The sequence below is a fragment of the Paenibacillus sp. TC-CSREp1 genome (genome assembly GCF_050171015.1).
Taxonomy (GTDB): domain Bacteria; phylum Bacillota; class Bacilli; order Paenibacillales; family Paenibacillaceae; genus Paenibacillus; species Paenibacillus silvae.
The window spans coordinates 278,804-304,739 of sequence record NZ_JBNOKM010000001.1 but is presented as its reverse complement, the minus strand read 5'-3'; the positions used below and the strand labels follow the sequence as shown (position 1 = coordinate 304,739).

Here is a 25,936-nt window from a genome sequence, read left to right as displayed (position 1 = left end):
ATGGCCGGACCACTCTACGCAATTATTAACCGCGAAACGGGCGAGATTGTGCGTGATAAAACGTATACAGATGTCCGCCACGCAAAGAGCGCTGTCCGATATCACTTTCGCGGTCAGACGCATCTTTACGGAATCGGCATCGTAGAAAGAAGCGCCAAACTCGCATGGTACGTTGACGATAACGATAACTGGTCGGAGGTGACTGCGGAATGACTACGCTACCTAACATCGCTCTCTCAGGCAAATTACGCGCAGGTAAGGACGAAGTTGCCCGTTACCTTGCGTCAGAGTACGGATACACCACGTTCGCATTCGGCGACGAGCTTAAGCGCTATTATCACGAATTGTTCGGTGAGACTGACGCTAAGCCGCGCGAAGGCTACCAATGGTTCGGCCAGGCGGTACGTGAGCGTGATCCTGACGTATGGGTGCGGAAATGTCTCGATAAAATTGCGTGGGACGAAGACGTAGTAAACGCGGTGGTCACCGATACGCGCCAGTTAAACGAGGCTGAACGCTTGAAGGCGGAAGGCTACATCCTAATCCGCGTTGAAGCACCGGAAGCCCTCCGTATTGATCGCGCCATTAAGTCGGGCGACCGCTTTAATCTGCGCGATCTTACGCATGGCACGGAAACGGCACTTGACGATTACGCGGCAGACTTCACGGTCGTAAACGATGCGGGCTTGCCGGAGCTGTACGCGCAGATTGACGAGATCGTACGCCAACTCTCCGGAAGTGATGCCGCATGAGAACTGAAACGACGTCTAACATCGCGGAAGAGTGGCGAAAAGGATACGAGGCCGGTTACGTAAGTGGGCGGATTGACGCGTTAGATGGGCGCGAGTACGATGATCGGACACCGCTGCAGAAGCGGAAGGATAGCGGGGAGGTGGACGCGGATGATTGCGAATCATGACCCGAAGCCGCTAAGCGCAGCGGTAGCGCAGAAACTATCTGACGGAGGATACGCGCAGTACATTCGTAAACATCCGATTGCCCAACTGAATGCGCCATGTTCCGCAGTAGTCTCGCAATGGGCTAAAGGCGCGCCAAACGGTTTAGTTAATCCACAAGGAAAACGAGAGGAGACGATGACCATCCGCAACTACAACGTTACTTCGCAATTACCTTCGAACGGCCTTACGGTCGCCGAGTTCTTCTGTGGCGGCGGTCTGATGGCCGTCGGGCTCAAAGCGGCGGGCTACGATATTACATTCGCAAATGACTTCGATAAACGCGCGGCAGAAGCTTACGCGTACAACCTCGGTGATTACGTGGTCTGCGGAGATATTACAAGCGACGAAATCCAAGCGCAGATACCTGACGCAGATATATTCGCAGGAGGTCCGCCCTGCCAGGATTACAGCGTTGCGGGAACGGGCGCCGGCGAAAAGGGAGAGCGCGGCAAGCTCGTATGGACGTACCTCGATATTATTGCACGTAAACAACCGAAAGCCTTCGTATTCGAGAATGTAAAAGGATTGATTACGAAGAAGAACTGGCATACTTTCGACGCGTTAATCGCTTCGTTCGCTGAGATCGGATATAACGTGTCCTGGCGCTTAATCAACGCATGGGATTACGGAGTGGCGCAGAAAAGGGAGCGCGTATTCATCGTCGGTGTGCGTAAGGATATCGGATTTACGTTTGAGTTTCCGGAGACGCGCCCCGAAGATTACAGAACGCAAGTTTTACGTGATGTGATCGGAGATTTACCGGAGCCAGCCGAGCGCAAGTATACGTCTGTTTCTCCTTCACGGCACGACACTCCTAGCTTGATGGATGACGCGGCTAAAACTATTGTAGCGTCAACAACGGGAGGCAAAAACTCATTTTACACTCACGCGTTGGGTGGCGCGAGCAACACGATACTCGCGCACCATAACAGCGGGCAGCCGATCCACCCAACGCAAGCGCCACGCAGATTCACCGTCCGCGAGTGCTTGCGTATCCAGTCCGTACCTGATTCGTACGTGCTTCCGGAGTCAATCTCGTTATCTGCGCAATACCGCATCGTCGGAAACGGAGTGGCGAGCCGAGTATCATACCTTATCGGAGTCGCGCTGGCGGAGCAACTTAACGCAGCTTTATCGGTGGCTCAACAATCCATATCGGAGGCCGCGTAATGGACGGCGCGGACTTCTTTGACCGTTTCCAGCCGCCAGATGAACGCGTGGATACCGTAGGTCCGTGCTACGAACCGGAGGTGAGAGCTTATTGCGCCTATTGCGGCGAGCCTATCGAGCGTGGATCATTCGCAAGCACCTATGCAAGCGGTGCGCAGACACATGACGGATTTTGCGAGGAACAGTACGTAGAGAACGAGTTAGGGATTACGAGAGGAGCGGTTTAATGCAGACATACTACGGTGATTTAACGACAACTAACACGCGTATTCCGAAAGAGAGGATCGTTGAGGCTGAGGAATGGCACAAAACCGCGAGCCTAGACTGGAAAGAGCAACGCGCATTAGGTTTGATTCGCGAAACCTTGACAATGGGGCAGGAGCGTTACGGTGCGGAGTTAAAGGTCGTCGTATCCTGCTCGTTCGGAATCTATTCGATGTTGACGCTCCATCTCGTTCGACGTGTCGCCCAAGAGCTCGGCATCTCGTTCGACGTCGTTTGGAATAACACACTTAACGAGTATCCGCAAACTCGAGCGTACGCAAAGCGCATGACGGAAGAATGGGCGCTCAACTTGATCGAAGCGCGGCCGGAAACTACTCTACGCAAAATTTACGAGGAAAACGGAGTAGATACGCTGTTCAAACGGAAAGGTGACCGCAGCGGTGACGCAGGCAATAAAGAGCCGGTCGTCGAGAAATGTTGCGGCGCGCTCAAGCATAAGCCGATGAAGAAGGCGATTAAGGAAAACGGATGGCACATTATGTTTAACGGAGTACGCGCCGGCGAATCTCGCCAACGTTGGATGAGCGCCCGCCGTGACGGTGACTTGTTTTACTCGTCGCACACGTGGAAAACGTGGGTCTGCCGGCCGATTCTGTGGTGGACCGCGCTATCCGACTCGTTCAATTACGGAAATAACCGCCAGGAGGACGTATGGAACTACGTTCGCAAGCACGATATGCCGTACAACGAGATATACGATATGAACGCGGTCATTGATGATTCTTACACGGGAAAAGACGTCGTTGTTGACCGTGTGACTGCGGAGTTTCTGGTCGCGAAAGGTCTAAACGTATTTATGCCGCGTACCGGATGCATGGCGTGTCCAATTCCGATTAAGCGAGGATATCTCCGCTATCTGCGGACGACGTTCCCGAAAGTATACCGCTCGATGCTGTTCCAGCTCGGATTCGCGCGTGTTCTTATCGCAGAGATGCCGGAAGATCAGCGCGCAGAATTACTCGATGAACTAAACGGATTCGGCATCATAACGGAGAAGACGGAGGAGGCCGTGCTCGACCGGTTAGAGGACGTCATCGAATGGAAGCCGTGCGTATTTGACGGAGTAGGTGTAGTTAAGCCGCGCCAGAAGAAGTCCGCGTAAGTATATGAAAACGTAAGTGTTCGAAAAATTCACGATAGAGGAGCGGCGGGCTCGGCGGCGTCTTGTTAACGCGAGATAGTCCGTTCGTCCTGCGCCTTCTCGTCGTTAAAAGGGAGCGGATTTGCGTGAAGGAGTTCGGAGACGATTGCCTAGCGACAGAACTTGAATATAACGGTGAACTCCACGTAAGAGAGTGCGCACATTGTTATCGCGAACTTATTCACGGAGAGAAGCTGTATAAGACGAAAGAGAACGGAAAAGTTTGTCTCGAATGCCGCGATGTTATTCGCGAGTTTGAATCGGAATGGGGCGGTCTATAAATGGGCGCAGTAACCGTAGACTTATGGCGCTTGGAGCGTCAGTACGACGTAAAGTACCCGATGGATAATCCGTTCGGAGTGCGTGCGATACTAGAGGATTATCATTCGTTGTGGGAGCGTACAACTACCGAGGGGGATTACGACGCGCTTATCGTTGTACTAGACTTTATTAGCGCGTTAGAAGAAGCGAGGCTTACTCCGAAACAGAAGCGCGCACTTTACTATGTCTACATGGAGAAAATGACACAGGAAGAGGCGGCTGCGGAACTGAGGTACTCAGGTAAACCTGCTGTAAATAACCTCATAGATAGGGCAATCTCGAAGATTGCGGAAGCACAAGGATATAGCGAGGAGTGGTGGCGTGAAACTTACAGACATAAACAAGTTGTTTGATGCGGACTCTTGTATGAGTTGGATAATTAAGGAGCTTCGTAAAATCACTTGTTCCTATGAAAAGAGCGGTATACATGTATTGTTCTTATTGAGTAATTTGTACGAACTTCCCCATACTACGTATTTAGACTCCAAAGAAAGAAGTATTTGGTCGGCTAAGCTAACAGAATATCACTTTGAGCAGTTTGGCAAGATGCCTGATAGCGCTCAACTGGAGAGACTAGCAACGTGGATACTCGCTCCTGAGATGCCTGCGGACGTGTTTTCTGATCGTCAAATGAGGCGGAGAGTTAACGACAAGGAAGTCCTATTTTACGCGCCTCAAAGAAATAACTATGACATGGAAATTGACGGCAATCGTTACGTTAAACCAAAGCCCGGAATGGATAGTGAGGAGTCGCATAAAGAACGGGTTAGACTTCCGTCCGATCGCGCGGATAAGCGTCAGTACAACGGACCTCTCGGAAAGTATCTACTCGACGGAGGATTCGAGGACGGCACGGAAACAATCGAAGAAGGGATCGCCGCATAACGAAAATAAGCGCCTCATTCCGGGGCGCTTTCGTTTTTATCTAATTCGAGTATATCCGCTATCTCTACGCCGAGGACTTCGCACATTATCGCGAGATTGTCAAGCGGTAGCCGTTGCGTCTTGTTAGCGCGCATCTCTCCGACAGACGTGCGGCGTATTCCGGTTAATCTGCCGAACTCGCGATCTCCTATGCCGCGCTCCTTAAGTAACTCATCGAGTTTGAGGCGGACTTTATACGTGGACATTGGATTGCCACCTCCTACGTTCAGTATAGCGTAAAATTCGTCACGTTAAAAGTGCCAAAAATATATTGACACGTTAAACGGGACGTAGTATATTATGATTATAAATGGAACGTTAAACGGGACAGAGGAGGAACTACAATGCTTGACATCAGAACAGACTCAGACGGATTTAAAGTAGCGGAGTTGGCGGCGGTTGCAGGAGGTAGAGTTGTAATATCGGATTACGGAGTAGAGTATGGGACCGACATCGGTTCGGTTTCAGTCGTTAACAGTCACGGCCTTGGAGGTAATGAGTGGATTCGTAATGTAGATGATATTGAACGTCATGTAAAAGACATCGAGGGTACTCGCTGGCTTTCTGCTGAGGAGAAGCGTGTGTGCATCTTGTTCCTACGCTCAATTGCGGAATGAACAATGCCGCAGACGTATGCTGCGAACGCTGCGACGGTTCCGGCCGCTATAACGAAACCTACGTCTGCTACGGTTGTGCTGGCACGGGCAACGCTAATACGCCGACCAAGCGTGTAATCTGCGTCAAGCCTTTCGCCAAGTTCGGATTTAATCGCCGTGATTTCGCAATCGCACGCATGACAACGCCGGCCGCTTACACCGGAGAGACGCGCTGGATTATACGCGGCCATACGTTGCTTGAGCGCCAGGTTAACGAATACTTTCGGGAGGTGAGCGGAGGATGAGCAAAGAGATGTACGCGTCAATCCTGCTGCAGCACGTTTATGCAATCGCACCGGACGAAGCGGATCGTATATCGCTAATCTCCGCAACATTCATCGGTATCGTCGACTCTATCGTAAATCAAGCGGACTACACAACCGCGCAAAAAATAGCGAAGATACGTAATCTAAACGACGCGCGTAAGGAGGTATTAGCGGATGAATAAGCGGTTTTTTGCGGCAGGTAAGCGTGAGGGTGGGCGGAGTTATATTCGGGTGGCGGGCGGAGAATGGGTCGAGGTTACAGCGGCGGTGTCGGATGAAAAGGCGCGTTGATTTACGTAAAGTTATCGCGCAGACAGGTCTTTGTGAGAATGACGTAGAAATAGTGAGTTGCGGGCGTGAGAAGGCGCCGGACTTTAGGGAGAACGTTATGGGTATTAGTGTAGATGTATACGGAAAGATGCGCGTATGGGAAAATATACGGGGATTTGAAATAGAAGAGAGAAACCGAATACTCAGCGGTAAGAAGCTGGAGACTGACGAATGGAGCATGTGGGCAACTTCGGAGGAAGAGATAGAAGCAGAGCATCGTGATCAGCTTACTCGTTCTATCGATCAAGCAGAAGAAATAAGCAAAGAACTTAGTGAGTTAGGGATAGACGTTGAATACGTAGTTACATCATTTTACACTAATCTTCGTAGAGGTTTCTGGCTTCACAATTACTATATCGAAGAAGTTAAACAGGATAACAGTGGATATATTTACCAAACTTATGAGCATGAAAAGTCTAGCGATTATAAGAGAGAGGTATACTCAGACCTCAAGGAAGCGATCACGAATATCTTATCTTACTATCACTATCTATCGGATAACCCGAAATCTGCGGATGAGGTAATTCGCGCTAAGTGGGATATACTCGTTTGAAAAGTGAGCCGGAGATAATCCGGCCCTTTTTGCGTCTTTATTTCCGTTTAAACTCGTAAACTGTCCCGCGCGCAATGACATCGACGGTACTCATCCGTTCATAGACGGCGTTAACAACCGCAAGTACCTCCGATTCATCTTCGTAGCGCTCTAGCTGCGCCTGGCCTGCGTCCTTAATCGCCTTCATCGCGTCTTCCGGCAGTCCTAACGTCCTTATCGCGCGAATAACGTTAGTCTGCGCGTCAATTAAGCATAGCGTAACTACGTTTCCCCCTCCGTTTACAAACGCTGATGCGACATCTTTCATGTCCCGCGTAGCTACCGTCAGTGTTACGTCATAAGTCCAGTCTTCGCCAAGGTAAGATACGGTAATAAACGGAATATCCTCGTAAATCCATACGTGTAATCGCAGTAACGTGTCCCTGAACGTCCTAATTTCGCGGTTTGTCGCGCTATTTATGTAGTACAACACGTCAAAGCTTGCGCTGGTCAAACGCGAGGTACAACGCTCGACTCCGGGCGCTTCGTTATCTTTCGGAAATGGCGCGCCTACTTGGTATTTTTCTGTCACGTTAATTCCTCCGCCTCAAATTCGTATACTCCGCGTACGTAATATGTACTGCCTATCTTAACGCTCGATCAGACCGCCGTAGCCCGCTATCTGGCGGTCTTGTTCACGGATCATTACGCGGACCTGAAGCAGCGCGGTCGCCAGCAATTCCGTATTTGTATGTAAACTGCGTATGCTTAACGCCTCCTTTACGAAAATAATTCGATGATATACTAAATAAATCCTCTAAAAACGTGAACTTTTGCCTTACTTTACGGGCAATAAGGGGAGAGTACTTTTCCACCACGCTAAGGCTACGAATGATGCGGGTATACTCCGCACGCCCTTACGTTAATCCAACGCTAAGGAGACGATATTATTGGCCGAAATTAAGCGCCTAGTTGACCCGGAAACGGGCGAAATCTACGAACGTACAGCGGTATTAGCCGATGGCGACCGCATTTCAACCGCAGCACAACGAGAATCTTACGCAAAAGTTAAAGCGGTAGGCAAGTCCGCTGAATTTACGATAACGAACATGCGCAATATTGACGAAGTCATAGAGAGGGTATCCGATAAACACTGCGGGTACCTTCTTTATTTGCAATGCTTCGTTAATTACGACGCGATACTAGAGAATCCGGACAAAACCGCAATGAGCCGCGAGGATATGATGCGTACGCTTAGGATCGGCCGGACTACGCTGCACCACTTCTTACGGGAGACAACGGAGGTCGGCGTGATCGAGGAGGACGGCGATAAATACCGCCTGAATCCGCGCTATCACTTCCAGGGTAAAACGGACAATACAACGGTCATTAAGACGTTTGTAGCGCGCGTTAAACGGCTGTATACGGAGGTCAGCGCTAAGGACCTCGGCTTCGTGTACAAGTTGCTTCCGCACGTTCATCTCGAGACGAATACGATCTGCGCGAATCCTTACGAGCACAGCGTTGAAAATACGTTGCCGCTTACGAAAGAGGATATCGCCAGGCTGACGGGCGTTACGGAGAAATCGGTATATACGAAGTTGCGTAACTTGCGATTCGGCGATCAGTACGTATTTGCCGAAGTCGTATACGGGACATCGCGCTATTACAAGATCAATCCATTCGTGTTCTACCGCAAATCCGGACAGCCTGACGCTACACTTCGCGAGATGTTTTCCATCCGAAATAACTTCGCAAAACGGTCTTCGTAATTCCTTATCGGTAAAAACGCGAACAAAATCGGCCTCTTATCGGTAAAAACGCGAACACGAAAAAAGTGACCTCCGCCTTACTGCCGCAAGGGTTTGCGCGTTTTAGGGGGTCAAATTTATTCTTAGTCTTTAGAGAGCGAAAAACAGCCGCGCAGTTAAGTATACGAGGTACAGCGAGACAAGGGAATTCGGGCAAGATCAGCCCGACACTTCGGACATGAAAACCTGTCCTTGTGAACATGTTGAATAGCGCGGATTAACTTTGTCCCGGAGCCGACAGGCGACGGAGTAAGGAGCGCAGCGACGCGCTAGTATCACTACGCTAAGCGAACGGAGAGTGAGCGTATGTTAAACGTACTATTCGTTATACTAGGCGTTCATATTGCGTTAGTACTTGTCGTATTAATCGCGTACATTCCTAACGCTATACAGTCACGTAATGGATTCGTAGAGGTAAAGAAGAGTCTCGGATACATTGCGTTTATACCGTATGTGCCGGCGCTCTTTATTATCGTAATGTGGATCGATGACATTAATGATTGGAGGCGTAAGTAATGCGCGCAGTTGAACTCGAAGATGGACGTTACGTAATGGCACTTACTCCGGACGATCTTAGACAGAATTTGTCAACGGTAAGTACGCGTGATTTGCAAGCGGAATTAAGCCGCAGAGATGGCGTTAATACGTACTTCCTTTCAAACGAAGGACTTGCGAGAATAACCTTTTCCACAGGACATAGACGGGACTGTGCGGAGGTTAAAGGACCGGCGGTTATCACGGTAAGTATCGATTAAATTAGCGCGTCTATCTTACGCCTTGCCTGAGCGTAGGAAGGCGCGTTATTAGCGCTAAATTAACGGAAGGAGGACGTAAGAATGGTGGAAGGAAAAGCGTGTAAGTTATGCGGAGAGTTTAAGACGTTTGATCAATACGGGGTGCAAAAGAACGTAAAAGACGGTCGGAAGTCTCGCTGTAAAACTTGTCTTGCGGAACTGAGCCGAAAGTACAACACAGATAATCCGGATAAGCGACGGAATGCGGAACGTAATTGGCGTGAGAGTAACCCAGACAAAGTACGCGATATGGCGAAGAGAAGCCGAACTAAGCATGCAGATAGTTACCGCGAGCGACTTCGTAGGTGGAAAACAGATAATAAAGAACGTGTCGCAGTCAATCATCAACGCAGACGCGCAATGAAAAGAAGCTTACGTGATGACTATACCGACAGACAACGCGTTATCATTCTCGAAGTATTTGACGGATGCGCACTTTCTGGGAGCCGCGATAACGTCCACCTTGACCACTTTATAGCTTTAGACACAGGACATGGTGGCACCTGGTGTGGAAATATGATCCCCCTTAAAGAGACATTGAACCTGTCTAAGGGGGCAAAGAACCCTTTTGAGTGGGTTAAAGGACGTACTGATATAGACTTAACGCGCTTCTGGCTTGCGGTCGACATACTTGCAGCGGTAAATGAAATGACTAGAGAAGAATATGTCCTCTATGTTTACTTCTGTTATGAGAATCCAATTGAACTAAGTGAGGTGAGTTAATGCTGAAAAGGATCGAAACACACCATGCGATCGCAATACAGTATCTCGCGCAGCCTAAACGCGGTGGACTGACGATGGAACAGATAGCTACGGAAGCTGGCGTCAGTAGGCGCGCCGTCTATGATTGGTTGAAGGACCCGCTATTTGACCGTGAGTTGAAGAAGGAGATTGTGCGCCAGACAACCGCAAGATTGCCGGAAGTAATGGAATCGCTAACTGACGCGGTACTGACGGACCATAACGCAGCAGCAGCGAAGCTACTACTGCAGGTGAACGGAATGCTGACGGATAAGGTCGAAGTAGAGACGAAGGTTAGCGGAGATGTCGATATTGATGCGTTGAGGGAACGGATTAAGAGAGCGAAAGGGAAGGATGCGTGAAGTGAGCGTTCTACGTGCGCGCGTATATAGTAGGGATGCGGTGGGCTACGGATGCATAGCGGTTCACATGCGAATCTATAACCTACAACGCGACCGTCCCGCGCACCCTCTCCGAAACTTTCAGCGCACATCAACGCTTCACTACGTTACAGTGCGACGGTTTATACATAGCGCTTATTTTCCGCTGTATATTGCCCGTATAATAGGCGCGGTAATGGTCGGGAAATAAGCGCATAACCTTCCAGCTACTAACGGGCATAATCCGCGTAGGAATGCGGGTTGTACGCGCTAATAACTGGAAATGCATATGCGATGTATAAGGCACGTTTATGCATCGGTCACTAACGCAGGCGGGGCGCGGGTTTGCGGAGCGGACTTGTGTTCAGAATCTGACTTTTGTGCACATGTCCGTGCATATCCGTGATTAAACGGGATCATTACGATTATACAACGCGAATGCATAAACGGACCAAGGCGCAGTGATTGCGAAGAGGGGCGGCGGTGTTTGCGTGACCCCCAAGGGGGCCTGCGTCGGCGGGCGCATCAGGTACGTTTAAAATCGGCGCGCCAAAATAAACGTTTGGACTTTACGGAGGCGAAGCGGTATGGCTCGAATCAAACGCGAACTCACGGATTTGGCCGTTGTATTGGCGGTATTAACATGCGCGGTAGCTGTCGGAAGATTGATCCGCTGTCTAATCACGTAAAATCACCGTGAAATTAGCGCGATTCACCTATTCGGAGTGTGTCCGGTAGGGTCAGCGCCTAAACACGGTAAATCCACACTAATTTCACGCTATTTCAACGTAACTACGAAGGGAGGCGATATCTATCGCATGGACTAACGGAAAATGGATCGGAAGAGAAGCGCGCGCGGCTAAGTTAAACGAGCTGTCCGCGCTATTAGACGTGGTTGACGAACTCGACAGCGATGAGATCGCCTCCCTTTCAGCGGATGACGCGGCGGAGATTGACGCACAGCTAGCGGAGTATGAGCGGCTGGAACGTATACACCGCTGCGAAACGGACTTGATCGAGTTTGCGCTTGAATACTTTTCAGAAGCGCGGAATCCCGGCAATGACGGAAATTGGGACGGCTTCGATATTACGGACGCGGACCTAGCGCCTATATTTCACCGTGAAATTGCCGTGATAATGGACGATGTATCCAACGTTACGACAAACGATAAGGTCGCGGTTGCGGCGCCTCGTTCTCACGCTAAATCAACGTATTTATCCAAGGGCTTCCCTTTGCGGGAGATCGCGTATAGGAAGCGCCGGTACGAGATTATCATCTCCGACACACCTACGGTCAGCTCCGGTAACCTTGATTGGATTGCGATGCAGCTTAAAAGCAACGTTAAACTGCGCGCAGACTTCGGTCCGTTACTGAGTCCGAAGCAACAAGAAAATCCGAAGGACAACAGCTCGGAGTTTATTGCGTGGGAGCCGCGCGAAGACGGTACGAAGAAACTGCTAACGAAAGTCGAAGCGGCATCAACAGGCCAGGCGCTCCGTGGACGTAACTGGAACGGTGTGCGGCCGGACCTAATCGTATGTGACGACTTAGAGGATGCGCGGCCAGGCGGTAACGCATCAACGCCGGACTTGCGTAAGAAGCTGCGCGATTGGTTCGCTCAAACGGTGGTACCGCTCGGCGATCCGAAGGGTAAGCGTACCGCATTCGTTTACATGGGAACGACGGTCCATCACGAAGCGCTGCTCGTTGACGTGCTTTATAATCGCGCGGACTTTAAGTCGAAAATCTACCGCGCCGTTATTGAATGGCCTGAGCGTATGGATTTGTGGGAAGCGTGTCGACTCGTTTACAAAGACCCGGATCGACCGAAAGAGGCGCGGATAAAGGATGCGCTCGAGCTTTACGAGATGAATCGCGAGGAAATGGATCGCGGCGCTATCGTATTGTGGCCGGAAGCACAGCCGATATGGCGCTTGATGAAATTCAAGTGGGATAACGGAAGCAAAGCGTTTAATACGGAATACCAGAATAACCCGGTCGATGAAGAGTCGATGGTGTTTAATCCGGAGTCATTTACGTATTGGGATAGCGCGGAGATCAAGGAATTGTTAACGCAGTACCCACCGCCACCTAACGTATTTGACGTCTATACCGGCGTGGACTTTGCGATGGGTAAACAGCGCGGCGACTATTCAGCCATTGTTACGATCGCGCGGCATAAGAAGACCGGTACGAAATACGTAATCGATGCGTATGGGGAACGCGTTAAACCTGACGAGTTTATCCGCGTTATCGTCGAAAAGGTCATGCGGTATCAACCGAATGCGATCGCAGCAGAGGCGCAGGCGGCGCAGGAGTTTTTCGTGCAGAAGCTAAAAGAGGCGCTGAGAGCTGCGGGATACCCGGCAGGCACTCGCGTTAAGGAAATACATCAGCGAAGCCGTAAAGAGCTCCGTATTGAAGCGCTACTCCCGGATATCGAGAGTGGCGCTATTCAATTTTCGAAGCGACATGCGTTGTTACTTGAACAATTCGAATACTACGGAACCGGAAGCCACGATGACGTCATAGATGCGGCAGAAATGGCCGTTAGCATTGCGAAAACAGGACGTAAGAAAGTACGGAACAAACCGCGCGGCCTTTGATCTTATAGTTATTTAACTTGTTCTTTTAATTTCTCTTTGAGTAAGTCTAATATTATGTTTTTGTAGTCTGGTACTCGATCCGTTGAGTTCTCAATTGATGTCAGTAATTCCCTGACCTTGATAGATGCTTTAGCAAATTTTAGGTCAAACAAAACTACTGTACCATTCGCTGTTTCTTTAAACTCACTTATAAAGTGTATATGGTCACTAGCATAATGGTTCAGCCTTTCAACCGCTTGCCTTAATGACTGAATGTGCTCATTCTCCTTGGTTATTTTATCGTGAAGAGCTCTTTCTTTTTCCTTGTTTGCCTCGTCAATCTTGCCTACCAAAGAAGCAATATCAGAGAACTGCTTTGCTAAATCCATACAATCATACCTCCAGTTTATGTAGTTGGTGACACATAAGTAATACGCAGACTTAGAGGGGAGGGTTCCTATTTGACAAAATTATTTACAACAGGCGAGCAATATCCGCCAGAACGAGATATCCCACGCCTTGCCCGATATAAACGCGGAAGGATCATATTTGACGGACGCCACCCGGAAATTTACGATCGCGCATCGTCACTGCTGCAGGATACGCCGCACGCTCCGCAACTAAAGACGCTATTCATCGCGGTTAACTTGATGGACATTTTGCTTACGAAGCCTGCGGATTTGCTTACCGGAGAGCCGCCGACGTTCGAAAGCGGTACAGGCGCAGGCAGCCGAGAGCAGGAACGGCTTGATTCCATCGTTGAGGAGAACGATTTAGTCCAAGCTACGCACGAACTTGTTATCGGCGGTGGATTTCGCGGAGATTCGTACTTGAAAACGTATTTCGGTGCGCGGGCAGACGTCAGTGAGACGGAAGAACTCGGCCTTGAAGCGCCCGAAACCGCGTTAGAGCCAATCATCGAAGCTGTCCCGGCTAATATCGTCTTTCCGGAACTGTCAAAAGGCTCGCGCAAGAAGTTCAAGGCGTTCAACATCGCGTGGATCGATTGGGTTGAGGAGCCGAACGGTCGCGTTGTGCGGTTTATCTCCGGAATTGACCGTAGTTACACGCCGTATCTCGTAGTCGAGCGTCACGTTCCCGGATACATCATCTACGAGCGATTCAAACTCGAAGATAAATCCGTCAATACCGAGTGGGGCGCGCCAATAGCAACGTTCACAATCGGAGAATCCGTCCCAACTGGGCGCGATAATGACGTAGTTGCAACGGGGACAGACCGCTTACTCGTCCATCACATTCCGTATAAGAGCGTGGATGACCGTTGGGAAGGTATCAGCGGAATTGAGAAGCTGGAGAGCGTTCTGGCCGCGATTAACGACCGTCTCGTACAGATCGATTATATCCTCTGGAAACATAGCGATCCGACCGCATATGGACCCGATATTGACGAAGACAGTGACGACGCTGTTAGACTTGGCGGCAAGTGGATTCCGCTAGAAAAAGATGACGTAACTCCGGGATATATGACGTGGAACTCGCAGCTTGAGGGCGCGTTTAAAGAGCTCGATATCCTACTCGGACTCGTTTATCAGATGAGCGAAACGCCGCAGTGGCTATTCGGTACGACACTCGCCGCGGACAAAGGCGGCACAGGTACGTCACATACGGATTCCGGCGCAATCAAAGCGCGGTTTATGCCGATCTTGGCGAAGGTCAACCGGATTCGTGCTCACGTAGATAAAGCACTCCGCGACGCGATTTGGACGGCCATGCAGCTCGAAAATTACGCGAATGATGGCGTTCCGAACTTCGAACCGTACGAACCTGTTTATCCGCGTATTAACTGGCGTGATGGATTGCCTCGCGATGAGAAAGAAGCCGCAGAGGTTGCGAGTATCAGAACCGGTGCTAAACCGACGATGTCCGTTAGTGACGCGGTCAAATACCTTGATGGAGTTGACGATAAGCTCGCGGAAGAGATGATCCGCCGTATTGACGAAGACGAAAAGCGCGTAAACGGGACGGTCGGCAGTACGATATTTAACGAGGTTGTAGCGTAATGGCAGCGCGCATACCTGATCCGAACTATGACCGCGACATCAACGTCCTGGTCACCGCATATAAGCGCGCCATCCTCGCAATAGCAACGGAATTAGCGCGCTTAGACCTGTCCGACATATCCCGCGCACATGCAAAGGTCGCACTCGCCGAAGTAGCGGCTATTTTGCGTGACCTTAATGCGGAGTCAGCCGCCTGGGTTGCGGAGTATATTCCGAAGGCCGCGACGGATGGAGTAGCGCGAGCAATCGTCGAACTCGGCGTTGCCAGTACACTAGTCGAGGCGGAGAAAATCGTTAAGTTTAACCGAATCAATCGCGAGCTTGTTGCGTCGGCCATTGCGGATACTCAGGCGGACTTGCTTGCGGTTACCCAAAACATCGACCGACGAGTTCGCACGGCCGTCCGTCAAGCAACCGCAGAGTCATTTCGCGCTAATATGGCCGCGGGGATCAACGGTCGCCGCACGATCAATGCCGATATATTGGCGCGGATTAAACAGACGCTCGGTCAGGCGACGGATACAGGCATTATTGATAGCGCGGGGCGGCGCTGGAGGCCGGAAGTCTACGTCGACACCGTAACCCGAACGAAAATGAATGCGGCGCACCGAGATGCAACGACGAATGAGGCGATCGGCCGCGGAGTTTATTACGCACAGATATCGAGTCATGGCGCCAAAGACGCGTGCCGCAATTACGAAGGCCGAATCGTCAAGTTAACGCCAGATGCCCCCGGAGATTATCCGTATGTGGGCGATCTGCCACGCCGTGAAATTTTTCATCCGCGCTGCAGACACGTATTGAGTCCAATTAGAAATCCGGAAAGTATCGTCTGACGCAAATTAGTCCGAACGTACACGACATTAAACTGATACGGATGCTATAGCCGACGGGCTTTAAACGGGAGGAAGCGACATGAAAAACGTTAAGTATCCGATGAATTTGCAACTTTTCGCAGAGGACCCGCAAGAACCGCAAGCTGATCCGCAGCCACCAGCGCCGACGAAGACATTTACGCAAGAAGAACTCGACGCAATCGTACGGGATCGCCTCGCAAGAGATCGCAAAGGACGCGAAGACTATGACGATGTTAAAGCGAAATTGACCGCGCTTGAGCAGGCGGAAGAGGATCGCAAGAAAGCGGAGTTATCCGCAACGGAACGGCTCGAAGCCGAGAAGGCCGAAGCTCTGGAACGCGCGCAGAAAGCGGAACAGGCGAAAGAGGCCGCACTAACAGCCGCTAACCAGCGCCTTATCAAAGCGGAGTTCAAAGCGGTAGCTCGCGAATTGAACGTGCGTGCTGATGCGCTTGAGGATGCGTATGTGCTCGCTAACCTGACGTCAGTTAGCGTGGATGAAAACGATAATCCTGTGGGCGTAGAGGACGCAGTTAAGGCGCTGTTAACGAATAAACCGTATCTCGTCGATGTGCCGAAGAAACCGCAACCGATTGGTGATGCGAAGCCGAATCCGGGAGATGACGAACGTAGGACGCTCGAACAACAATTGAGCGATGCGAAGAAATCGAAGGATTTCGCGAAAGTAATCGAACTATCAAACAAATTAAGCAAGTAATTCAGGGCTTTGGATAAATTCCGAGGCCCTTTTTCTATGCCCACTTTTCCAAAATCTAAGGAGGAAACAAACACATGTTGAAAACTTACTCTTTCCAGGACCAAGTACGCCAGCTCGAAGCGGGTATCTCTCTTATTATCGACGACGAACCGACGCTGCTCGGTTTGATCGGCCTCGGAACTAAGCCGCTGTATCAAACGAAATTTGAATGGATGTCTGACTCTTTGAACTCTAACCGCGCGGTTGCCGCTTCTGCCGCAGTAGCGTCTGCAACATCGATCACAGTCGCGGAAGGTGACGGTCTGAAATTCCGCGTTAATGCGGTTGCGGTTGCCGGCGAAGAGTACTTGAAAGTTACCGCGGTTGCTGGCGACGTTATCACGGTTGTCCGCGGATTCGACGGAACAACTGCCGCAGATATCGGCGCAGGTGACGAAATTCGTATCGTAGCGCGTCCGCAATTGGAAGGCGCACTGCCTGGCGTAGACGAAGGACACGACCGTTACGTGGACTATAACGTTACGCAAATTATCGAGCGCTATGCTGCGGTATCCAAAACGCAACAAGCAGTCCGCACTTACAACGTTGACGACGAGCTGAACTACCAAGTCCAATTGCGTCTGAAAGAGCTGCAGCGCGAGCTTAACGACTGGTTGATCTACGGCCGCCGTATCGACGGTGCTCCAGGAACTCCGCGTATGACAGGCGGTCTGCTCTACTTCGCTGATAAGAAAGGCGCAGCTAAAGAGAACGCAGCAGGCGGTGAGATCACGCCTACATTGCTGAACAATCTGGCGGAAAAAGTGTACCAACGCGGCGGCTCCGTTAACACGATCCTTACGAATACTGCCGGTGCGCGTCAAATCTCGAAGTTTGCGAGCGACACTATCCGCACTGAGCGTACCGATACGACTACTGGTCACAAGATTCAAACGTTTGTGTCTGATATCGTAGGCGGCTCCGTTGCGACAGTCATCGTTGATCCGAACTTCCCGAAAAATAAAATCGCGATGTTCGATCGCTCGATCCTGTCTATCGACCCGTTGAATGGACGTGCGGTTCAAGATATGGACGCATCTATCGCAGGTGCAGACTTCGTTGCGCGTCAAATCCGCGGTGAGTATGGCGTAACTGTCAAAAATGCCGGCGAGAAAATCGCGATCCTCGAAAACATCAGCACATCGGTATCCTAATCGGAACAACATACGGGCGGCTTCGGTCGCCCTTTAAACAAACGGAGGTGACCGCAAAGTGGCGAAGTATAAGGCCGCGCCGCATTACGTAATTTCCGGCGGCATTGAATTTACGGCGTTTGGAACATACGAAACGGAAGACGCGAAAGAGATTACGCTACTCGATTCGTTGACTCCGTTATGGATCACGCGAGTAGATGACGGAAAGAAATCGGAGGAACATGCGCAAGTAGACGACAAAGCCGCTAAGGCTCCCACGCCTACTAAGCGCAAAGCTAACGCTACGTCCTCCGCAAAATAAACGGAGGTGTGGCGGATGGCAATTACGGTAGCTGACGCAGATACGTATATTAACGCGAACTGTATTGATATCGAGGATTGGACGGAAGCAGAAGACGCGAAAAAACAACGAATTGTTACGCGCGCATCGTTCGTGCTGACGAACAAATATCCGAAGTATACGATACCTGACGCCGCAGTATACGAATTTGCTAACGCACTCGCAACGGCGTTTAACGATACGAACCGGCTGCAGCAGCACGGCATCGCGTCATTCGGTGTCACTGGCGTCGCTAATTTCACGTTTAAGGATTGGGCAAAAAGCGGTGAGGAAGCGTGGATACCGGACGCAGCTCTTGATATTATTGGCGCGGAGAACGGCGTTAAGATCGGACGCAAGACGGCAAAGTGGGTGACGCTGTAATGGCGTTTATCCAGATGCGGCAGACCGTCATTATATCGCCTTTTCTCGGCAATGACCCGGATTATAACGAGCCGATCTACGGACCAGATTACGAAGCGAAATGCCGCTTTTCCGAAGGCGTTAAACTCGTACGTAATGGTCGCGGAGAAGAGGTCGCAAGCGTCGGATCGTTCTTATTCGACAAGTTGCCGCGCATATCAATCTCGGACAAATTTACGTACACCGACGAAAATGATCGGACGATAACGTACACACCCATTTCGATGAGCGTAAAACGGTGGATCAACGGTAAGCCGATCTTGACGGAGGTGCACGTATAATGGCGTTTGAGATTGATACAAAGACGTTGTTTGCCGGGTTAGGCGCGGCAGAAGTCAGCGCAACGAACGCAGCAGTAGACGGAATGCATGACGTGACGGACGACTTATTGCGCCGATCACGTGAAGAAGCTCCGCTCGATAAAGGTACGCTGCGGGAAACGTCCGGCAAGAACGTAGAGGTTACGCCAACGAAGATTACCGGCGAAGTGTTTTATTCCGCGACTGAAACGGGTAAAAGTGGCGACCGCGTCAACTATGCGCTAATCGTTCACGAAATGGCCGCGTTTAAGAATCCGACAACGCCGGGCACCAAGCCGAAATATCTCGAAGACCCGCTCACACAGCACGCGGACGAATACAAGCGGATGATTGCGGACGCTATCCGAAAGGGGCTGATGTAGGTGATCACGGTTCCTGAGATTAACGCTTATCTGCGCGTGGCTGTTCCGTACACTTACGTGGCTAACGAGTTCGCTGCGAATAATCCGGATGACTGTGCTTATGTACGGTTGGGGGCTGGATATGCGCCAAGCGAATGGACGAGTAAACGTAGGCCGGCGGTGCAGGTTTTAGTTCGCGCAAAGTCCGCAAACAAAGCGGATCAGATTGCGTCGGCCATTTACGAAGAGCTGGCGGGCAAGTCCGAGTTTAGCTTCGGGGCGACTCGCGTAGTGAAATGCATGGCGAATCAGTCCGCGCCAATATACCTCGGCAAAGACGCGAATGAACGAACGATGTACTCACTTAATTTCACACTGACGACGATTCAAGGCGGTCCATAACGGGCTGCCTTTTGCGTTGTTCAAAAACAAGGAGGAACCAACTAATGGCACAAGACTTTTCCAAAATCGAGCTCGGCCCGGCCATCGTTGAATACGGAGAAGGCGCGAGCATGATCACGTTCGAAACTACGATCGGCGGCGTATCATTCACGACCGAAACGACATACCGCGACCAGCTTACGGACCAAACCGGAGAGACAGTCGTAGGTAAGCGGATTACAGGACGTAACGTCAGCGTTACTATCCCGTTCGCGGAATACGAGTTGTCGGTTATTCCGAAGATCATGTCGGGCGCAAGCGTCGTAACGGATGGCACAGATTCGAAGATCGAGATTAAAACGGGCGTCGGCCTTAACTTGATTGACGCAGCGAAGAAAGCCGTTATCAAGCCGCTGGCTAAACGTAATGATCCGAATTTTTGGATCACCATGCCGAAAGCCTACTCGGAAACGGACCTGTCCTACGCGTACGACAACGATAACGAGCGGATCACAAACGTTACGTTGCGGTCCACTCCGGACGAAGACGGCGTAGTTGCGGTTCTGGGCGACGAGACAATCACGGCTACACCTTAATAGCGCGCAGAAATATACGAGGTCCTTCGGGGCCTCTTTTTAATTTACGGAGGCGATGAGATTGCGATTAATCAACGCGAACAAATACAAGATCGGCGGCAAAACGGTTACGCCGCGCAAGATCACGATTGCACAGTGGCGCGAGCTATTCGATTCGATCCACGCAGTACCGCAACTCCTCGTGAGCGTAATGACGGCAGCTCCCGAAGACAGAGCGCCTTATTTCGTCGCCGCTGTCCGGGACTCGTTTGACGACATCGTACGCGTGACGGCCGTGCTAACGGGCATTGACGAGGAGCACATCGAGCAGAATGCGAGCCTTGACGAGCTCGTTGCGTTTTATGGTGCGGTCGCAAAAGCGAATAACTTCGGTGACTTGCTAAAAAACGGGCGGGGCGTCCTGGCTCTGGCGGGTCTGGGCGCGGTGCCGACGGATCAGCAAGAAACGTAACAGTTGACGAGTTTTTCATAGAATGCGCGGTTCGTCTCGGCAAAACGCAGGTCGAGTTCGAAACGGGCTATTTCGTCATGGACGTTTTTACCGCGCTGGAAGCTAAGTGCAAAGTCGATGCGGAAGACTGGCTCATGTCAATATCCGTCCAACATTCGACCGGCGACGATAGGAAAAAACTCGTAGGTAGCTTGCGGGAACGGGCCGGATTCAACACGGCGACCAAGGCGGAGTTTGACGAATCGGGATTCGAGGCCATGCGGAGACAGTTAACGAGAGGGTGATTACGATTAGTACGGTAGATGTCGGAGGTATCCGCGCGAAGTTAGAACTAGACGTATCGAGATATAGCGCGGGCATCGCGGCCGCCAAGGTTAAGACAGCGGAATTAGGCGCAGCAGGCCGACAAGCCGCGACCGAAGTCGAACGGATCAGTGACGCCCGAAATAAAATCGCGCAACTGACTCCAGTACTCGACAACGTAAACTCGCGTATTGAGGTGCAACGTAAGAAGCTGGCGGAACTGAAAGCGGCGTACGCGACTACGTTTGACAGCTCGCGTAAAAGTAAACTCGAAGCGCAGATCGTCAGTACGGAAGGCGCGTTGTTAAAGCTTACGCAAGCTTCGGACGCGACCGCGAAGAAAATATGGGCGATGGAAGACGTAATCGCAAGCTCCGGCAAAGTAGCCGCGTTATCATCCGCAAGCTTTAAAGAGATGGGCGAGAATCTACGCGCAATGGGTATGAGTTCGTCCGGAGCGTCTGCGATTGAACAGGCGCTTAAACGTGCGAATCCTGACGTACTCCGCCGCGAACTAGAAACGGTGACGGCCGAACTTAAACGGATGGGCGCAAGTGATCTGGATATCGCGAAAGTAACGGCGGAGTTGGAGCGTAATACGAAGGCCGCAAGTGGAGTGCGCGGAGAGATCAAACAGCTCGGTCTTGCGTACGGTGCGCTTTCGGCGGCAATGGCCGTAATCATAACGAAAGCAATACAGACTGCAGCTACGTTTGAACAGTCCATGTCGAAGGTTAAGGCGATATCTGGCGCAACTGCGGAGGAGTTCGCAAAGCTACGCCAACAAGCGATTGAGCTCGGAGCTACAACGGTATTTACGTCTTCGCAAGCCGCTGATGCCCAGGCATTTTTGGCTCAAGCGGGATTTAAAACAAAAGAAATCATGGCGGCAATGCCTGGCGTTCTTAACCTCGCAGCGGCCGGCCAAATGGACCTTGCACGAACCGCAGATATCGCGTCTAACATCCTTACGGGTTTCCAGTTAGAAGCGGAAAAGACGGGCCAAGTGGTAGACGTTATGGCGAAGACGATGACGAACTCAAACACGAATATTGAACAGTTGGGATACGCGGCCAAGTACGTAGCCCCAATCGCAGCAAACCTCGGAGTTTCAATCGAAGAGGCTTCCGCAGCTATCGCTAAACTATCGGACGCGGGTATTCAAGGCGAGATGGCGGGTACACAGCTCCGCGCTATCATGCTCCGTTTGTCTAATCCGACGAAAGAAGTCGCGTACGTGATGAAGCAGCTCGGAGTCAACGTAACAGACGCGGCAGGCAATTTCCTTCCGTTCTCGCAGATCATCGGCCAATTCGAAAATGGCTTCGGCAAGTTAACGGAGGCGCAACGTGCCCAGGCGGCAAGTATCGTCGCGGGACAAGAGGCCGCATCCGGATTCCTCACGCTGATTAAAGCGGGTCAAGGCGACCTCGATGCGTTCACAGCGGAATTGCAGAACGCTGGCGGAACCGCGGAGAAGATCGCAGAAACGCAGATGGATAACTTGAATGGCGCGATCCAAGAGCTACAATCCGCATTCGAGGCGGTAGGGATTACGGTCGGAGACAAGTTTATTCCGGTCATTCGCGGTGTGGCGGAGAGCGTGACGGGCTTACTCCTTGGATTTAACGGACTCGACCCGGTATTACAGAACGCGATCATTGCGTTTGCTACGGCAACAACTGGAGCCCTTGCACTGTCTGTAGCGATTGGCGCGGTTTCATTAGCGTTGAAGGGGCTAGCGTTAAGCAATCCGATACTGTTCGCGATATCGGCTGCGATAGGTTTAGTAGTTGCGGGAGTGTCCGCGCTCATAACGAGCAATACCGAAGCTGCGGAGGCGGTTAAGCAACATGACGAGGCTCAGAAAAAGCTCAACCAGACGTTGTCAGAATCGCCGCTTGATCGCTCGGTTGCCGAATTGCAGGCGCTGCAGCAGCAAACCGCTGAGTTAAACGAGGAATTGGAAAAGCGCGCGAAAGTACAAGAGCGGTTAAACGAGATTGAGGCGTTGCAGAAGGAAGGACTCGGAACCCCAGCGCTCCTCACAGAGATGCTTGAAATAAACGATCAGCTCGCGGAGATGGACGATAAACTGCGCACTATGGGATACGACGGCATCGAAGACGCTACGTCCAAGCTCGGCGAGATGAATACCGCGATAAACAACTCAACTCCTGCGCTTTTGAAAATGAAGGAAGCGGAGATTCAAGACCTCATCGCAAAGAAAGAGAAGATCGAAGCAACCGAGCAGATGGTCGCAAGATATCGCGAGCTAGAGAGCGTTCAAAACGCCGACGCCGCGCAGAAGCAGGAATTGACCGCACTGACGAACAAACTGCGCAAGGAGTATCCGGACCTTATCCGTGAGATTGATTCGGAAGGGACGGCGCGGCTTACCAACATCGGTATCGTTGACGATCACATTGCGGCTGAGCGTTCGTTTGTTGACGAGGCCATTCGCTTAATGAACGTGTATGTAGACGGCCTTGCAAATACGGCCCGCGCACAGAGAGCGTCAATTGAGGCGCAGATCACCAACTACCAAGCCTTGTTACGTACTATGAGCGCTGTATCTGGAGCAGCGACCGGAATGAAACAACAGGTTCGTAGTATTGGCGGCGCTAGTATTAACCCTACGTTGGAGAATCATATTCAGGATAACGCAGGTAATTACGCGACTCAAATACAGCAAAAGCTCGGCGATCTGTCAGGTGATCTCTACGATTCCACGCAACATATTAAGCAGCTCGACCAATTCAAACAAGGGCTCACAGATGGTTCCGCTCTGACGCGTTCTTCCGGTTCAGGGGTAGGCGGTGGTATTGATCTCGTCGAAGACAAGACCAAAAACGGGAAGAAGACCGGGGGAAGTAAAAGTAGCAAGGCCAAGACGGGGAAGTCACCCGCCGAAGTAGCGAAAGACCTACGCGACAAAGCGTATAACGCAGACCTCGCAACCATCCGTTACCAAGCGGAGATGTACGATTGGTCTGCGGATCAGCAAATCAAGGCGTACGAAAAGTTGCGTAAGGCTCACGCACAGCACCTCAAAGAAACGGTCGATGATGCGCGCACACTCAATCTGCAGCTTAAACGGTTGAACGAAGACAGCGTCAAATCGCGCTATGACTTTTCGATCACATGGATCGACAAAGAAGAGCGCCGTATGGAGGATTCCGGTAAGTCCGAAGTCAGCATTGCGGAAATGAAGATCGCAGCATTAACCCGCGTACGCGACCGGTATAAAAAGGACTCCGACCAATATAAGGCCGCGGACGAGAAGCTGTACCAAGCGCGCAAGGAACTCGTTAAGGCGCAGGAAAATGCGGTAGCCGAAGCGTTTAAGGACTCCGAAAAGTGGATCGGTAAAGAAGAACGCCGCATGGAAGAAGCGGGCGCCTCCGAACTCGAAATCACGCAGATGAAAATCGCAGCATGGACGCGAGTACGTGACCGCCACAAAAAGGATTCGGAGTATTACGAACGCGCGGAGGATCAGCTTTATAACCTGCGCAAGAAGCTCGTCACGGAAACGCAGAAGCTCGCGGATAATCTCCTGAAAACGGAGAAGGCCAACGTCGACGCCGCGCTTAAAGCCGATCTTGCCGCAATTGAGGAACGGAAGAAAGCGTATGTGGATGGCGTTGACGAGCGCATCGAGGCGCTTAACCGGTTGATTGCGGCTGAGGCGGAGTTTAATTCGGACGCGGACTACGAGACGCAACGTGCGGAGAAATTGGCGCGCATTGACTTGCTCGCATCAGCGGTCGGACCTGACGGCATCCAGGAGCGCGAAGACCTCATCAAAGAGGTTGAACGCATGGAGCTCGAACATAACCGCGAACTCCGTAAACGCGATCTCGAATCGCAGAAACAAGCACTGCAGGACGAGAAGGATACGCGGTTGACCGGCTTCGAAACGGAGAAATCAGAGACTCAACGCCAGTACGACGCGCTCAAAGATGCGTTCGACAATCACGCGGACGATGTTAAGTTTATCGAAGCGGCGATATCCGAGTTTCGTACGAATGCTAACGCGGAAGCTAACGCAACTATCCTCGCGTCACTGGATACGTTTGTCTCCGAGTACAACGCGAAAATGTCAACGCTCAGCACCGGAGTTCCAAGCGTAAGTTCTAACGCAGACCTCACGGAGTACAACGCGAATAAAGACGCATGGGCAGCCGCGAAAGCCAAAGGTGACACGGCAGAGATGGCGCGGTTGACGGCCCGCAACGAGGAACTGCGCAAGCTCTACGGTATCGACAAAGACACCGGCAAGCTGCAGCAGTTTAAAGTCGGCGGCATCGTTAAAGGCGCACCGGGTTCCGCAGTTCCGGTAATCGCGCACGCTGGCGAAATGATTCTGAATGACGCGCAAATCGGAAACCTCTTCCGCATGATTGCGGCCGGCCCTTCGGAGACATCCGCGCAACCTACGCAAGTCGTCAACCAATTCGACATGTCTGTTAACGGCGTCACTCTTACGGATCGCGCGGATACTGAAACGTTGTATGACGAGCGTGCCCGCGTGGCTCAACGGCTGCAGACGCAAGGGGTGAAGAAACGATGAAACCGGATGTAAAAGTGAATAACGTATGGCTTTCGACATTAGGCGCTGATCTCCTCGATCGGCGTCTTCCTGTTTTACCGGAGTCTGACGAATACACCGTTAAACTTGCGGACACGGACGGCGAGCTGGATTTCGGCAGCACATACGGACCGCGCACGATTGATCTGACGCTGTTTATTACGTCGCCTGGCGCGCAGTTCCATTCGACATTAGCGCAACTTGCTCGCATGTTCAACGCTAAACGCGGCGAGATGACGATTGAGTTTAGCGATATGCCCGGCAAGTATTACCGCGCTGTTTATAACGGGACGCTTGCGCTCGGTACGACGGGCAGCCGCGAGATTAACGTTGCGCTCAAGATGAATGATCCGTGGCCGACAGGCGCGGAGAAGGTGACGGAAGTTGAGATCACGCAATCACCCGAAACGATAACGGTAAACTCGGCGGCAGATGTTAACGCGCAACCGGTCATTACGCTGACGAATACGGGCACGGTTACGATTCGCGGCTTCCGCATTACGAACGAATACACCATTTAGGA

35 protein-coding genes are annotated in these 25,936 nt (G+C 51.4%); 32 read left to right on the top strand and 3 right to left on the bottom strand.

Annotation, left to right across the window (positions count from 1 at the left end; translation table 11 throughout):
• The 8 genes from ACQSGY_RS01495 to ACQSGY_RS01460 all read left to right on the top strand — a co-directional run bounded on the left by ACQSGY_RS01495 (position 1) and on the right by ACQSGY_RS01460 (position 4,761).
• Positions 1 to 213 (top strand): hypothetical protein, encoded by a 213-nt coding sequence (locus ACQSGY_RS01495; protein WP_427050401.1) that lies wholly within the window; start codon positions 1 to 3, stop codon positions 211 to 213.
• Complete coding sequence (locus ACQSGY_RS01490; protein WP_427050400.1) at positions 210 to 752, top strand: AAA family ATPase; 543 nt, start codon at positions 210 to 212, stop codon at positions 750 to 752. The genes ACQSGY_RS01495 and ACQSGY_RS01490 overlap by 4 nt, the downstream gene beginning before the upstream one ends.
• Positions 749 to 919: a hypothetical protein gene (locus ACQSGY_RS01485; RefSeq protein ID WP_427050399.1), complete on the top strand. Its 171-nt coding sequence runs from the start codon at positions 749 to 751 to the stop codon at positions 917 to 919. The genes ACQSGY_RS01490 and ACQSGY_RS01485 overlap by 4 nt, the downstream gene beginning before the upstream one ends.
• Complete coding sequence (locus tag ACQSGY_RS01480) at positions 903 to 2,129, top strand: DNA cytosine methyltransferase (RefSeq protein ID WP_427050398.1); 1,227 nt, start codon at positions 903 to 905, stop codon at positions 2,127 to 2,129. The genes ACQSGY_RS01485 and ACQSGY_RS01480 overlap by 17 nt, the downstream gene beginning before the upstream one ends.
• Positions 2,129 to 2,356: a hypothetical protein gene (locus ACQSGY_RS01475; protein ID WP_427050397.1), complete on the top strand. Its 228-nt coding sequence runs from the start codon at positions 2,129 to 2,131 to the stop codon at positions 2,354 to 2,356. The genes ACQSGY_RS01480 and ACQSGY_RS01475 overlap by 1 nt, the downstream gene beginning before the upstream one ends.
• On the top strand, positions 2,356 to 3,516 hold the full coding sequence (locus ACQSGY_RS01470; protein ID WP_427050396.1) for a phosphoadenosine phosphosulfate reductase family protein: 1,161 nt from the start codon (positions 2,356 to 2,358) through the stop codon (positions 3,514 to 3,516). The genes ACQSGY_RS01475 and ACQSGY_RS01470 overlap by 1 nt, the downstream gene beginning before the upstream one ends.
• Before the next feature lie 320 nt (positions 3,517 to 3,836).
• Positions 3,837 to 4,229 carry a hypothetical protein gene (locus ACQSGY_RS01465; RefSeq protein WP_427050395.1) on the top strand — a complete coding sequence of 131 codons (393 nt, stop codon included), beginning with the start codon at positions 3,837 to 3,839 and terminating at the stop codon, positions 4,227 to 4,229.
• Entirely contained in the window at positions 4,198 to 4,761 is a 564-nt protein-coding gene (locus ACQSGY_RS01460; RefSeq protein ID WP_427050394.1) for a hypothetical protein, read from the top strand. Before ACQSGY_RS01465 ends, ACQSGY_RS01460 begins: the two co-directional genes overlap by 32 nt.
• A gap of 14 nt (positions 4,762 to 4,775) precedes the next feature.
• Here the strand turns inward: ACQSGY_RS01460 and ACQSGY_RS01455 are convergent, their stop codons facing one another.
• The gene (locus ACQSGY_RS01455) at positions 4,776 to 5,006 is read right to left on the bottom strand and encodes a helix-turn-helix domain-containing protein (RefSeq protein WP_427050393.1); all 231 of its coding nucleotides are present in this window, start codon (positions 5,004 to 5,006) and stop codon (positions 4,776 to 4,778) included.
• Between the two features lie 138 nt (positions 5,007 to 5,144).
• Between ACQSGY_RS01455 and ACQSGY_RS01450 the strand changes: the two genes are divergently transcribed.
• The 4 genes from ACQSGY_RS01450 to ACQSGY_RS01435 all read left to right on the top strand — a co-directional run bounded on the left by ACQSGY_RS01450 (position 5,145) and on the right by ACQSGY_RS01435 (position 6,605).
• A complete protein-coding gene (locus tag ACQSGY_RS01450; RefSeq protein ID WP_427050392.1) occupies positions 5,145 to 5,417 on the top strand; it encodes a hypothetical protein in 273 nt (90 codons plus the stop codon).
• Positions 5,414 to 5,701 (top strand): hypothetical protein, encoded by a 288-nt coding sequence (locus tag ACQSGY_RS01445; protein ID WP_427050391.1) that lies wholly within the window; start codon positions 5,414 to 5,416, stop codon positions 5,699 to 5,701. The genes ACQSGY_RS01450 and ACQSGY_RS01445 overlap by 4 nt, the downstream gene beginning before the upstream one ends.
• 8 nt (positions 5,702 to 5,709) lie before the next feature.
• Positions 5,710 to 5,904 carry a hypothetical protein gene (locus ACQSGY_RS01440; RefSeq protein WP_427050390.1) on the top strand — a complete coding sequence of 65 codons (195 nt, stop codon included), beginning with the start codon at positions 5,710 to 5,712 and terminating at the stop codon, positions 5,902 to 5,904.
• A 206-nt stretch (positions 5,905 to 6,110) separates the two neighbouring features.
• Positions 6,111 to 6,605, top strand: coding sequence for a hypothetical protein (locus ACQSGY_RS01435; protein WP_427050389.1), 495 nt, complete (start codon positions 6,111 to 6,113; stop codon positions 6,603 to 6,605).
• 37 nt (positions 6,606 to 6,642) lie between these two features.
• Here ACQSGY_RS01435 and ACQSGY_RS01430 read toward each other — a convergent pair whose 3' ends face one another.
• A complete protein-coding gene (locus tag ACQSGY_RS01430; protein ID WP_427050388.1) occupies positions 6,643 to 7,098 on the bottom strand; it encodes a hypothetical protein in 456 nt (151 codons plus the stop codon).
• Between the two features lie 595 nt (positions 7,099 to 7,693).
• On the opposite strand from ACQSGY_RS01430, the gene ACQSGY_RS01425 reads away from it, so the two are divergent.
• The 6 genes from ACQSGY_RS01425 to terL all read left to right on the top strand — a co-directional run bounded on the left by ACQSGY_RS01425 (position 7,694) and on the right by terL (position 12,917).
• A complete protein-coding gene (locus tag ACQSGY_RS01425) occupies positions 7,694 to 8,356 on the top strand; it encodes a hypothetical protein (protein WP_427050387.1) in 663 nt (220 codons plus the stop codon).
• 345 nt (positions 8,357 to 8,701) lie between these two features.
• A complete protein-coding gene (locus ACQSGY_RS01420) occupies positions 8,702 to 8,911 on the top strand; it encodes a hypothetical protein (RefSeq protein WP_427050386.1) in 210 nt (69 codons plus the stop codon).
• Complete coding sequence (locus tag ACQSGY_RS01415) at positions 8,911 to 9,150, top strand: hypothetical protein (protein ID WP_427050385.1); 240 nt, start codon at positions 8,911 to 8,913, stop codon at positions 9,148 to 9,150. The genes ACQSGY_RS01420 and ACQSGY_RS01415 overlap by 1 nt, the downstream gene beginning before the upstream one ends.
• 81 nt (positions 9,151 to 9,231) lie before the next feature.
• Positions 9,232 to 9,912 (top strand): hypothetical protein, encoded by a 681-nt coding sequence (locus ACQSGY_RS01410; RefSeq protein ID WP_427050384.1) that lies wholly within the window; start codon positions 9,232 to 9,234, stop codon positions 9,910 to 9,912.
• Positions 9,912 to 10,292, top strand: coding sequence for a phBC6A51 family helix-turn-helix protein (locus ACQSGY_RS01405; protein WP_336120395.1), 381 nt, complete (start codon positions 9,912 to 9,914; stop codon positions 10,290 to 10,292). The genes ACQSGY_RS01410 and ACQSGY_RS01405 overlap by 1 nt, the downstream gene beginning before the upstream one ends.
• A 1,155-nt stretch (positions 10,293 to 11,447) precedes the next feature.
• Complete coding sequence (gene terL / locus ACQSGY_RS01400) at positions 11,448 to 12,917, top strand: phage terminase large subunit (protein ID WP_427050383.1); 1,470 nt, start codon at positions 11,448 to 11,450, stop codon at positions 12,915 to 12,917.
• 8 nt (positions 12,918 to 12,925) lie between these two features.
• On the opposite strand, the gene ACQSGY_RS01395 is transcribed toward terL, so the two are convergent.
• The gene (locus ACQSGY_RS01395) at positions 12,926 to 13,285 is read right to left on the bottom strand and encodes a hypothetical protein (protein ID WP_427050382.1); all 360 of its coding nucleotides are present in this window, start codon (positions 13,283 to 13,285) and stop codon (positions 12,926 to 12,928) included.
• Between the two features lie 72 nt (positions 13,286 to 13,357).
• On the opposite strand from ACQSGY_RS01395, the gene ACQSGY_RS01390 reads away from it, so the two are divergent.
• The 14 genes from ACQSGY_RS01390 to ACQSGY_RS01325 all read left to right on the top strand — a co-directional run bounded on the left by ACQSGY_RS01390 (position 13,358) and on the right by ACQSGY_RS01325 (position 25,934).
• On the top strand, positions 13,358 to 14,917 hold the full coding sequence (locus ACQSGY_RS01390; RefSeq protein WP_427050381.1) for a portal protein: 1,560 nt from the start codon (positions 13,358 to 13,360) through the stop codon (positions 14,915 to 14,917).
• Complete coding sequence (locus ACQSGY_RS01385; protein ID WP_427050380.1) at positions 14,917 to 15,753, top strand: phage minor capsid protein; 837 nt, start codon at positions 14,917 to 14,919, stop codon at positions 15,751 to 15,753. Before ACQSGY_RS01390 ends, ACQSGY_RS01385 begins: the two co-directional genes overlap by 1 nt.
• Positions 15,754 to 15,832: 79 nt before the next feature.
• Entirely contained in the window at positions 15,833 to 16,492 is a 660-nt protein-coding gene (locus ACQSGY_RS01380) for a scaffolding protein (RefSeq protein WP_427050379.1), read from the top strand.
• Positions 16,493 to 16,566: 74 nt separating this feature from the next.
• Complete coding sequence (locus tag ACQSGY_RS01375) at positions 16,567 to 17,685, top strand: SU10 major capsid protein (RefSeq protein ID WP_427050378.1); 1,119 nt, start codon at positions 16,567 to 16,569, stop codon at positions 17,683 to 17,685.
• Positions 17,686 to 17,743: 58 nt separating this feature from the next.
• A complete protein-coding gene (locus ACQSGY_RS01370) occupies positions 17,744 to 17,986 on the top strand; it encodes a hypothetical protein (protein WP_427050377.1) in 243 nt (80 codons plus the stop codon).
• A 15-nt stretch (positions 17,987 to 18,001) separates the two neighbouring features.
• Positions 18,002 to 18,388: a hypothetical protein gene (locus ACQSGY_RS01365; protein ID WP_427050376.1), complete on the top strand. Its 387-nt coding sequence runs from the start codon at positions 18,002 to 18,004 to the stop codon at positions 18,386 to 18,388.
• Entirely contained in the window at positions 18,388 to 18,708 is a 321-nt protein-coding gene (locus tag ACQSGY_RS01360; protein ID WP_427050375.1) for a hypothetical protein, read from the top strand. The genes ACQSGY_RS01365 and ACQSGY_RS01360 overlap by 1 nt, the downstream gene beginning before the upstream one ends.
• On the top strand, positions 18,708 to 19,109 hold the full coding sequence (locus tag ACQSGY_RS01355) for a hypothetical protein (RefSeq protein WP_427050374.1): 402 nt from the start codon (positions 18,708 to 18,710) through the stop codon (positions 19,107 to 19,109). The genes ACQSGY_RS01360 and ACQSGY_RS01355 overlap by 1 nt, the downstream gene beginning before the upstream one ends.
• The gene (locus tag ACQSGY_RS01350) at positions 19,110 to 19,490 is read left to right on the top strand and encodes a minor capsid protein (RefSeq protein ID WP_427050373.1); all 381 of its coding nucleotides are present in this window, start codon (positions 19,110 to 19,112) and stop codon (positions 19,488 to 19,490) included.
• A 44-nt stretch (positions 19,491 to 19,534) separates the two neighbouring features.
• Positions 19,535 to 20,065 carry a hypothetical protein gene (locus ACQSGY_RS01345; protein ID WP_427050372.1) on the top strand — a complete coding sequence of 177 codons (531 nt, stop codon included), beginning with the start codon at positions 19,535 to 19,537 and terminating at the stop codon, positions 20,063 to 20,065.
• 61 nt (positions 20,066 to 20,126) lie between these two features.
• Entirely contained in the window at positions 20,127 to 20,516 is a 390-nt protein-coding gene (locus ACQSGY_RS01340; RefSeq protein WP_427050371.1) for a hypothetical protein, read from the top strand.
• Positions 20,517 to 20,650: 134 nt separating this feature from the next.
• On the top strand, positions 20,651 to 20,800 hold the full coding sequence (locus ACQSGY_RS01335) for a hypothetical protein (protein ID WP_427050370.1): 150 nt from the start codon (positions 20,651 to 20,653) through the stop codon (positions 20,798 to 20,800).
• Positions 20,797 to 25,395: a phage tail tape measure protein gene (locus tag ACQSGY_RS01330; protein ID WP_427050369.1), complete on the top strand. Its 4,599-nt coding sequence runs from the start codon at positions 20,797 to 20,799 to the stop codon at positions 25,393 to 25,395. The genes ACQSGY_RS01335 and ACQSGY_RS01330 overlap by 4 nt, the downstream gene beginning before the upstream one ends.
• On the top strand, positions 25,392 to 25,934 hold the full coding sequence (locus tag ACQSGY_RS01325) for a phage tail domain-containing protein (RefSeq protein ID WP_427050368.1): 543 nt from the start codon (positions 25,392 to 25,394) through the stop codon (positions 25,932 to 25,934). The genes ACQSGY_RS01330 and ACQSGY_RS01325 overlap by 4 nt, the downstream gene beginning before the upstream one ends.
• Positions 25,935 to 25,936: the final 2 nt, after the last annotated feature.

Bases quoted from the DNA above. Each gene is read 5' to 3' on its own strand.
- ACQSGY_RS01450 (WP_427050392.1), top strand. From the start codon at position 5,145: ATGCTTGACATCAGAACAGACTCAGACGGATTTAAAGTAGCGGAGTTG.
- ACQSGY_RS01440 (WP_427050390.1), top strand. From the start codon at position 5,710: ATGTACGCGTCAATCCTGCTGCAGCACGTTTATGCAATCGCACCGGAC.
- ACQSGY_RS01365 (WP_427050376.1), top strand. From the start codon at position 18,002: ATGGCAATTACGGTAGCTGACGCAGATACGTATATTAACGCGAACTGT.
- ACQSGY_RS01420 (WP_427050386.1), top strand. From the start codon at position 8,702: ATGTTAAACGTACTATTCGTTATACTAGGCGTTCATATTGCGTTAGTA.
- ACQSGY_RS01385 (WP_427050380.1), top strand. From the start codon at position 14,917: ATGGCAGCGCGCATACCTGATCCGAACTATGACCGCGACATCAACGTC.
- terL (WP_427050383.1), top strand. From the start codon at position 11,448: ATGGACGATGTATCCAACGTTACGACAAACGATAAGGTCGCGGTTGCG.
- ACQSGY_RS01325 (WP_427050368.1), top strand. From the start codon at position 25,392: ATGAAACCGGATGTAAAAGTGAATAACGTATGGCTTTCGACATTAGGC.
- ACQSGY_RS01360 (WP_427050375.1), top strand. From the start codon at position 18,388: ATGGCGTTTATCCAGATGCGGCAGACCGTCATTATATCGCCTTTTCTC.
- ACQSGY_RS01355 (WP_427050374.1), top strand. From the start codon at position 18,708: ATGGCGTTTGAGATTGATACAAAGACGTTGTTTGCCGGGTTAGGCGCG.
- ACQSGY_RS01375 (WP_427050378.1), top strand. From the start codon at position 16,567: ATGTTGAAAACTTACTCTTTCCAGGACCAAGTACGCCAGCTCGAAGCG.
- ACQSGY_RS01405 (WP_336120395.1), top strand. From the start codon at position 9,912: ATGCTGAAAAGGATCGAAACACACCATGCGATCGCAATACAGTATCTC.
- ACQSGY_RS01435 (WP_427050389.1), top strand. From the start codon at position 6,111: ATGGGTATTAGTGTAGATGTATACGGAAAGATGCGCGTATGGGAAAAT.
- ACQSGY_RS01475 (WP_427050397.1), top strand. From the start codon at position 2,129: ATGGACGGCGCGGACTTCTTTGACCGTTTCCAGCCGCCAGATGAACGC.
- ACQSGY_RS01335 (WP_427050370.1), top strand. From the start codon at position 20,651: ATGTCAATATCCGTCCAACATTCGACCGGCGACGATAGGAAAAAACTC.
- ACQSGY_RS01380 (WP_427050379.1), top strand. From the start codon at position 15,833: ATGAAAAACGTTAAGTATCCGATGAATTTGCAACTTTTCGCAGAGGAC.
- ACQSGY_RS01415 (WP_427050385.1), top strand. From the start codon at position 8,911: ATGCGCGCAGTTGAACTCGAAGATGGACGTTACGTAATGGCACTTACT.
- ACQSGY_RS01495 (WP_427050401.1), top strand. From the start codon at position 1: ATGGCCGGACCACTCTACGCAATTATTAACCGCGAAACGGGCGAGATT.
- ACQSGY_RS01480 (WP_427050398.1), top strand. From the start codon at position 903: ATGATTGCGAATCATGACCCGAAGCCGCTAAGCGCAGCGGTAGCGCAG.
- ACQSGY_RS01345 (WP_427050372.1), top strand. From the start codon at position 19,535: ATGGCACAAGACTTTTCCAAAATCGAGCTCGGCCCGGCCATCGTTGAA.
- ACQSGY_RS01395 (WP_427050382.1), bottom strand. From the start codon at position 13,285: ATGGATTTAGCAAAGCAGTTCTCTGATATTGCTTCTTTGGTAGGCAAG.
- ACQSGY_RS01465 (WP_427050395.1), top strand. From the start codon at position 3,837: ATGGGCGCAGTAACCGTAGACTTATGGCGCTTGGAGCGTCAGTACGAC.
- ACQSGY_RS01485 (WP_427050399.1), top strand. From the start codon at position 749: ATGAGAACTGAAACGACGTCTAACATCGCGGAAGAGTGGCGAAAAGGA.
- ACQSGY_RS01470 (WP_427050396.1), top strand. From the start codon at position 2,356: ATGCAGACATACTACGGTGATTTAACGACAACTAACACGCGTATTCCG.
- ACQSGY_RS01445 (WP_427050391.1), top strand. From the start codon at position 5,414: ATGAACAATGCCGCAGACGTATGCTGCGAACGCTGCGACGGTTCCGGC.
- ACQSGY_RS01410 (WP_427050384.1), top strand. From the start codon at position 9,232: ATGGTGGAAGGAAAAGCGTGTAAGTTATGCGGAGAGTTTAAGACGTTT.
- ACQSGY_RS01455 (WP_427050393.1), bottom strand. From the start codon at position 5,006: ATGTCCACGTATAAAGTCCGCCTCAAACTCGATGAGTTACTTAAGGAG.
- ACQSGY_RS01425 (WP_427050387.1), top strand. From the start codon at position 7,694: ATGCGCAATATTGACGAAGTCATAGAGAGGGTATCCGATAAACACTGC.
- ACQSGY_RS01490 (WP_427050400.1), top strand. From the start codon at position 210: ATGACTACGCTACCTAACATCGCTCTCTCAGGCAAATTACGCGCAGGT.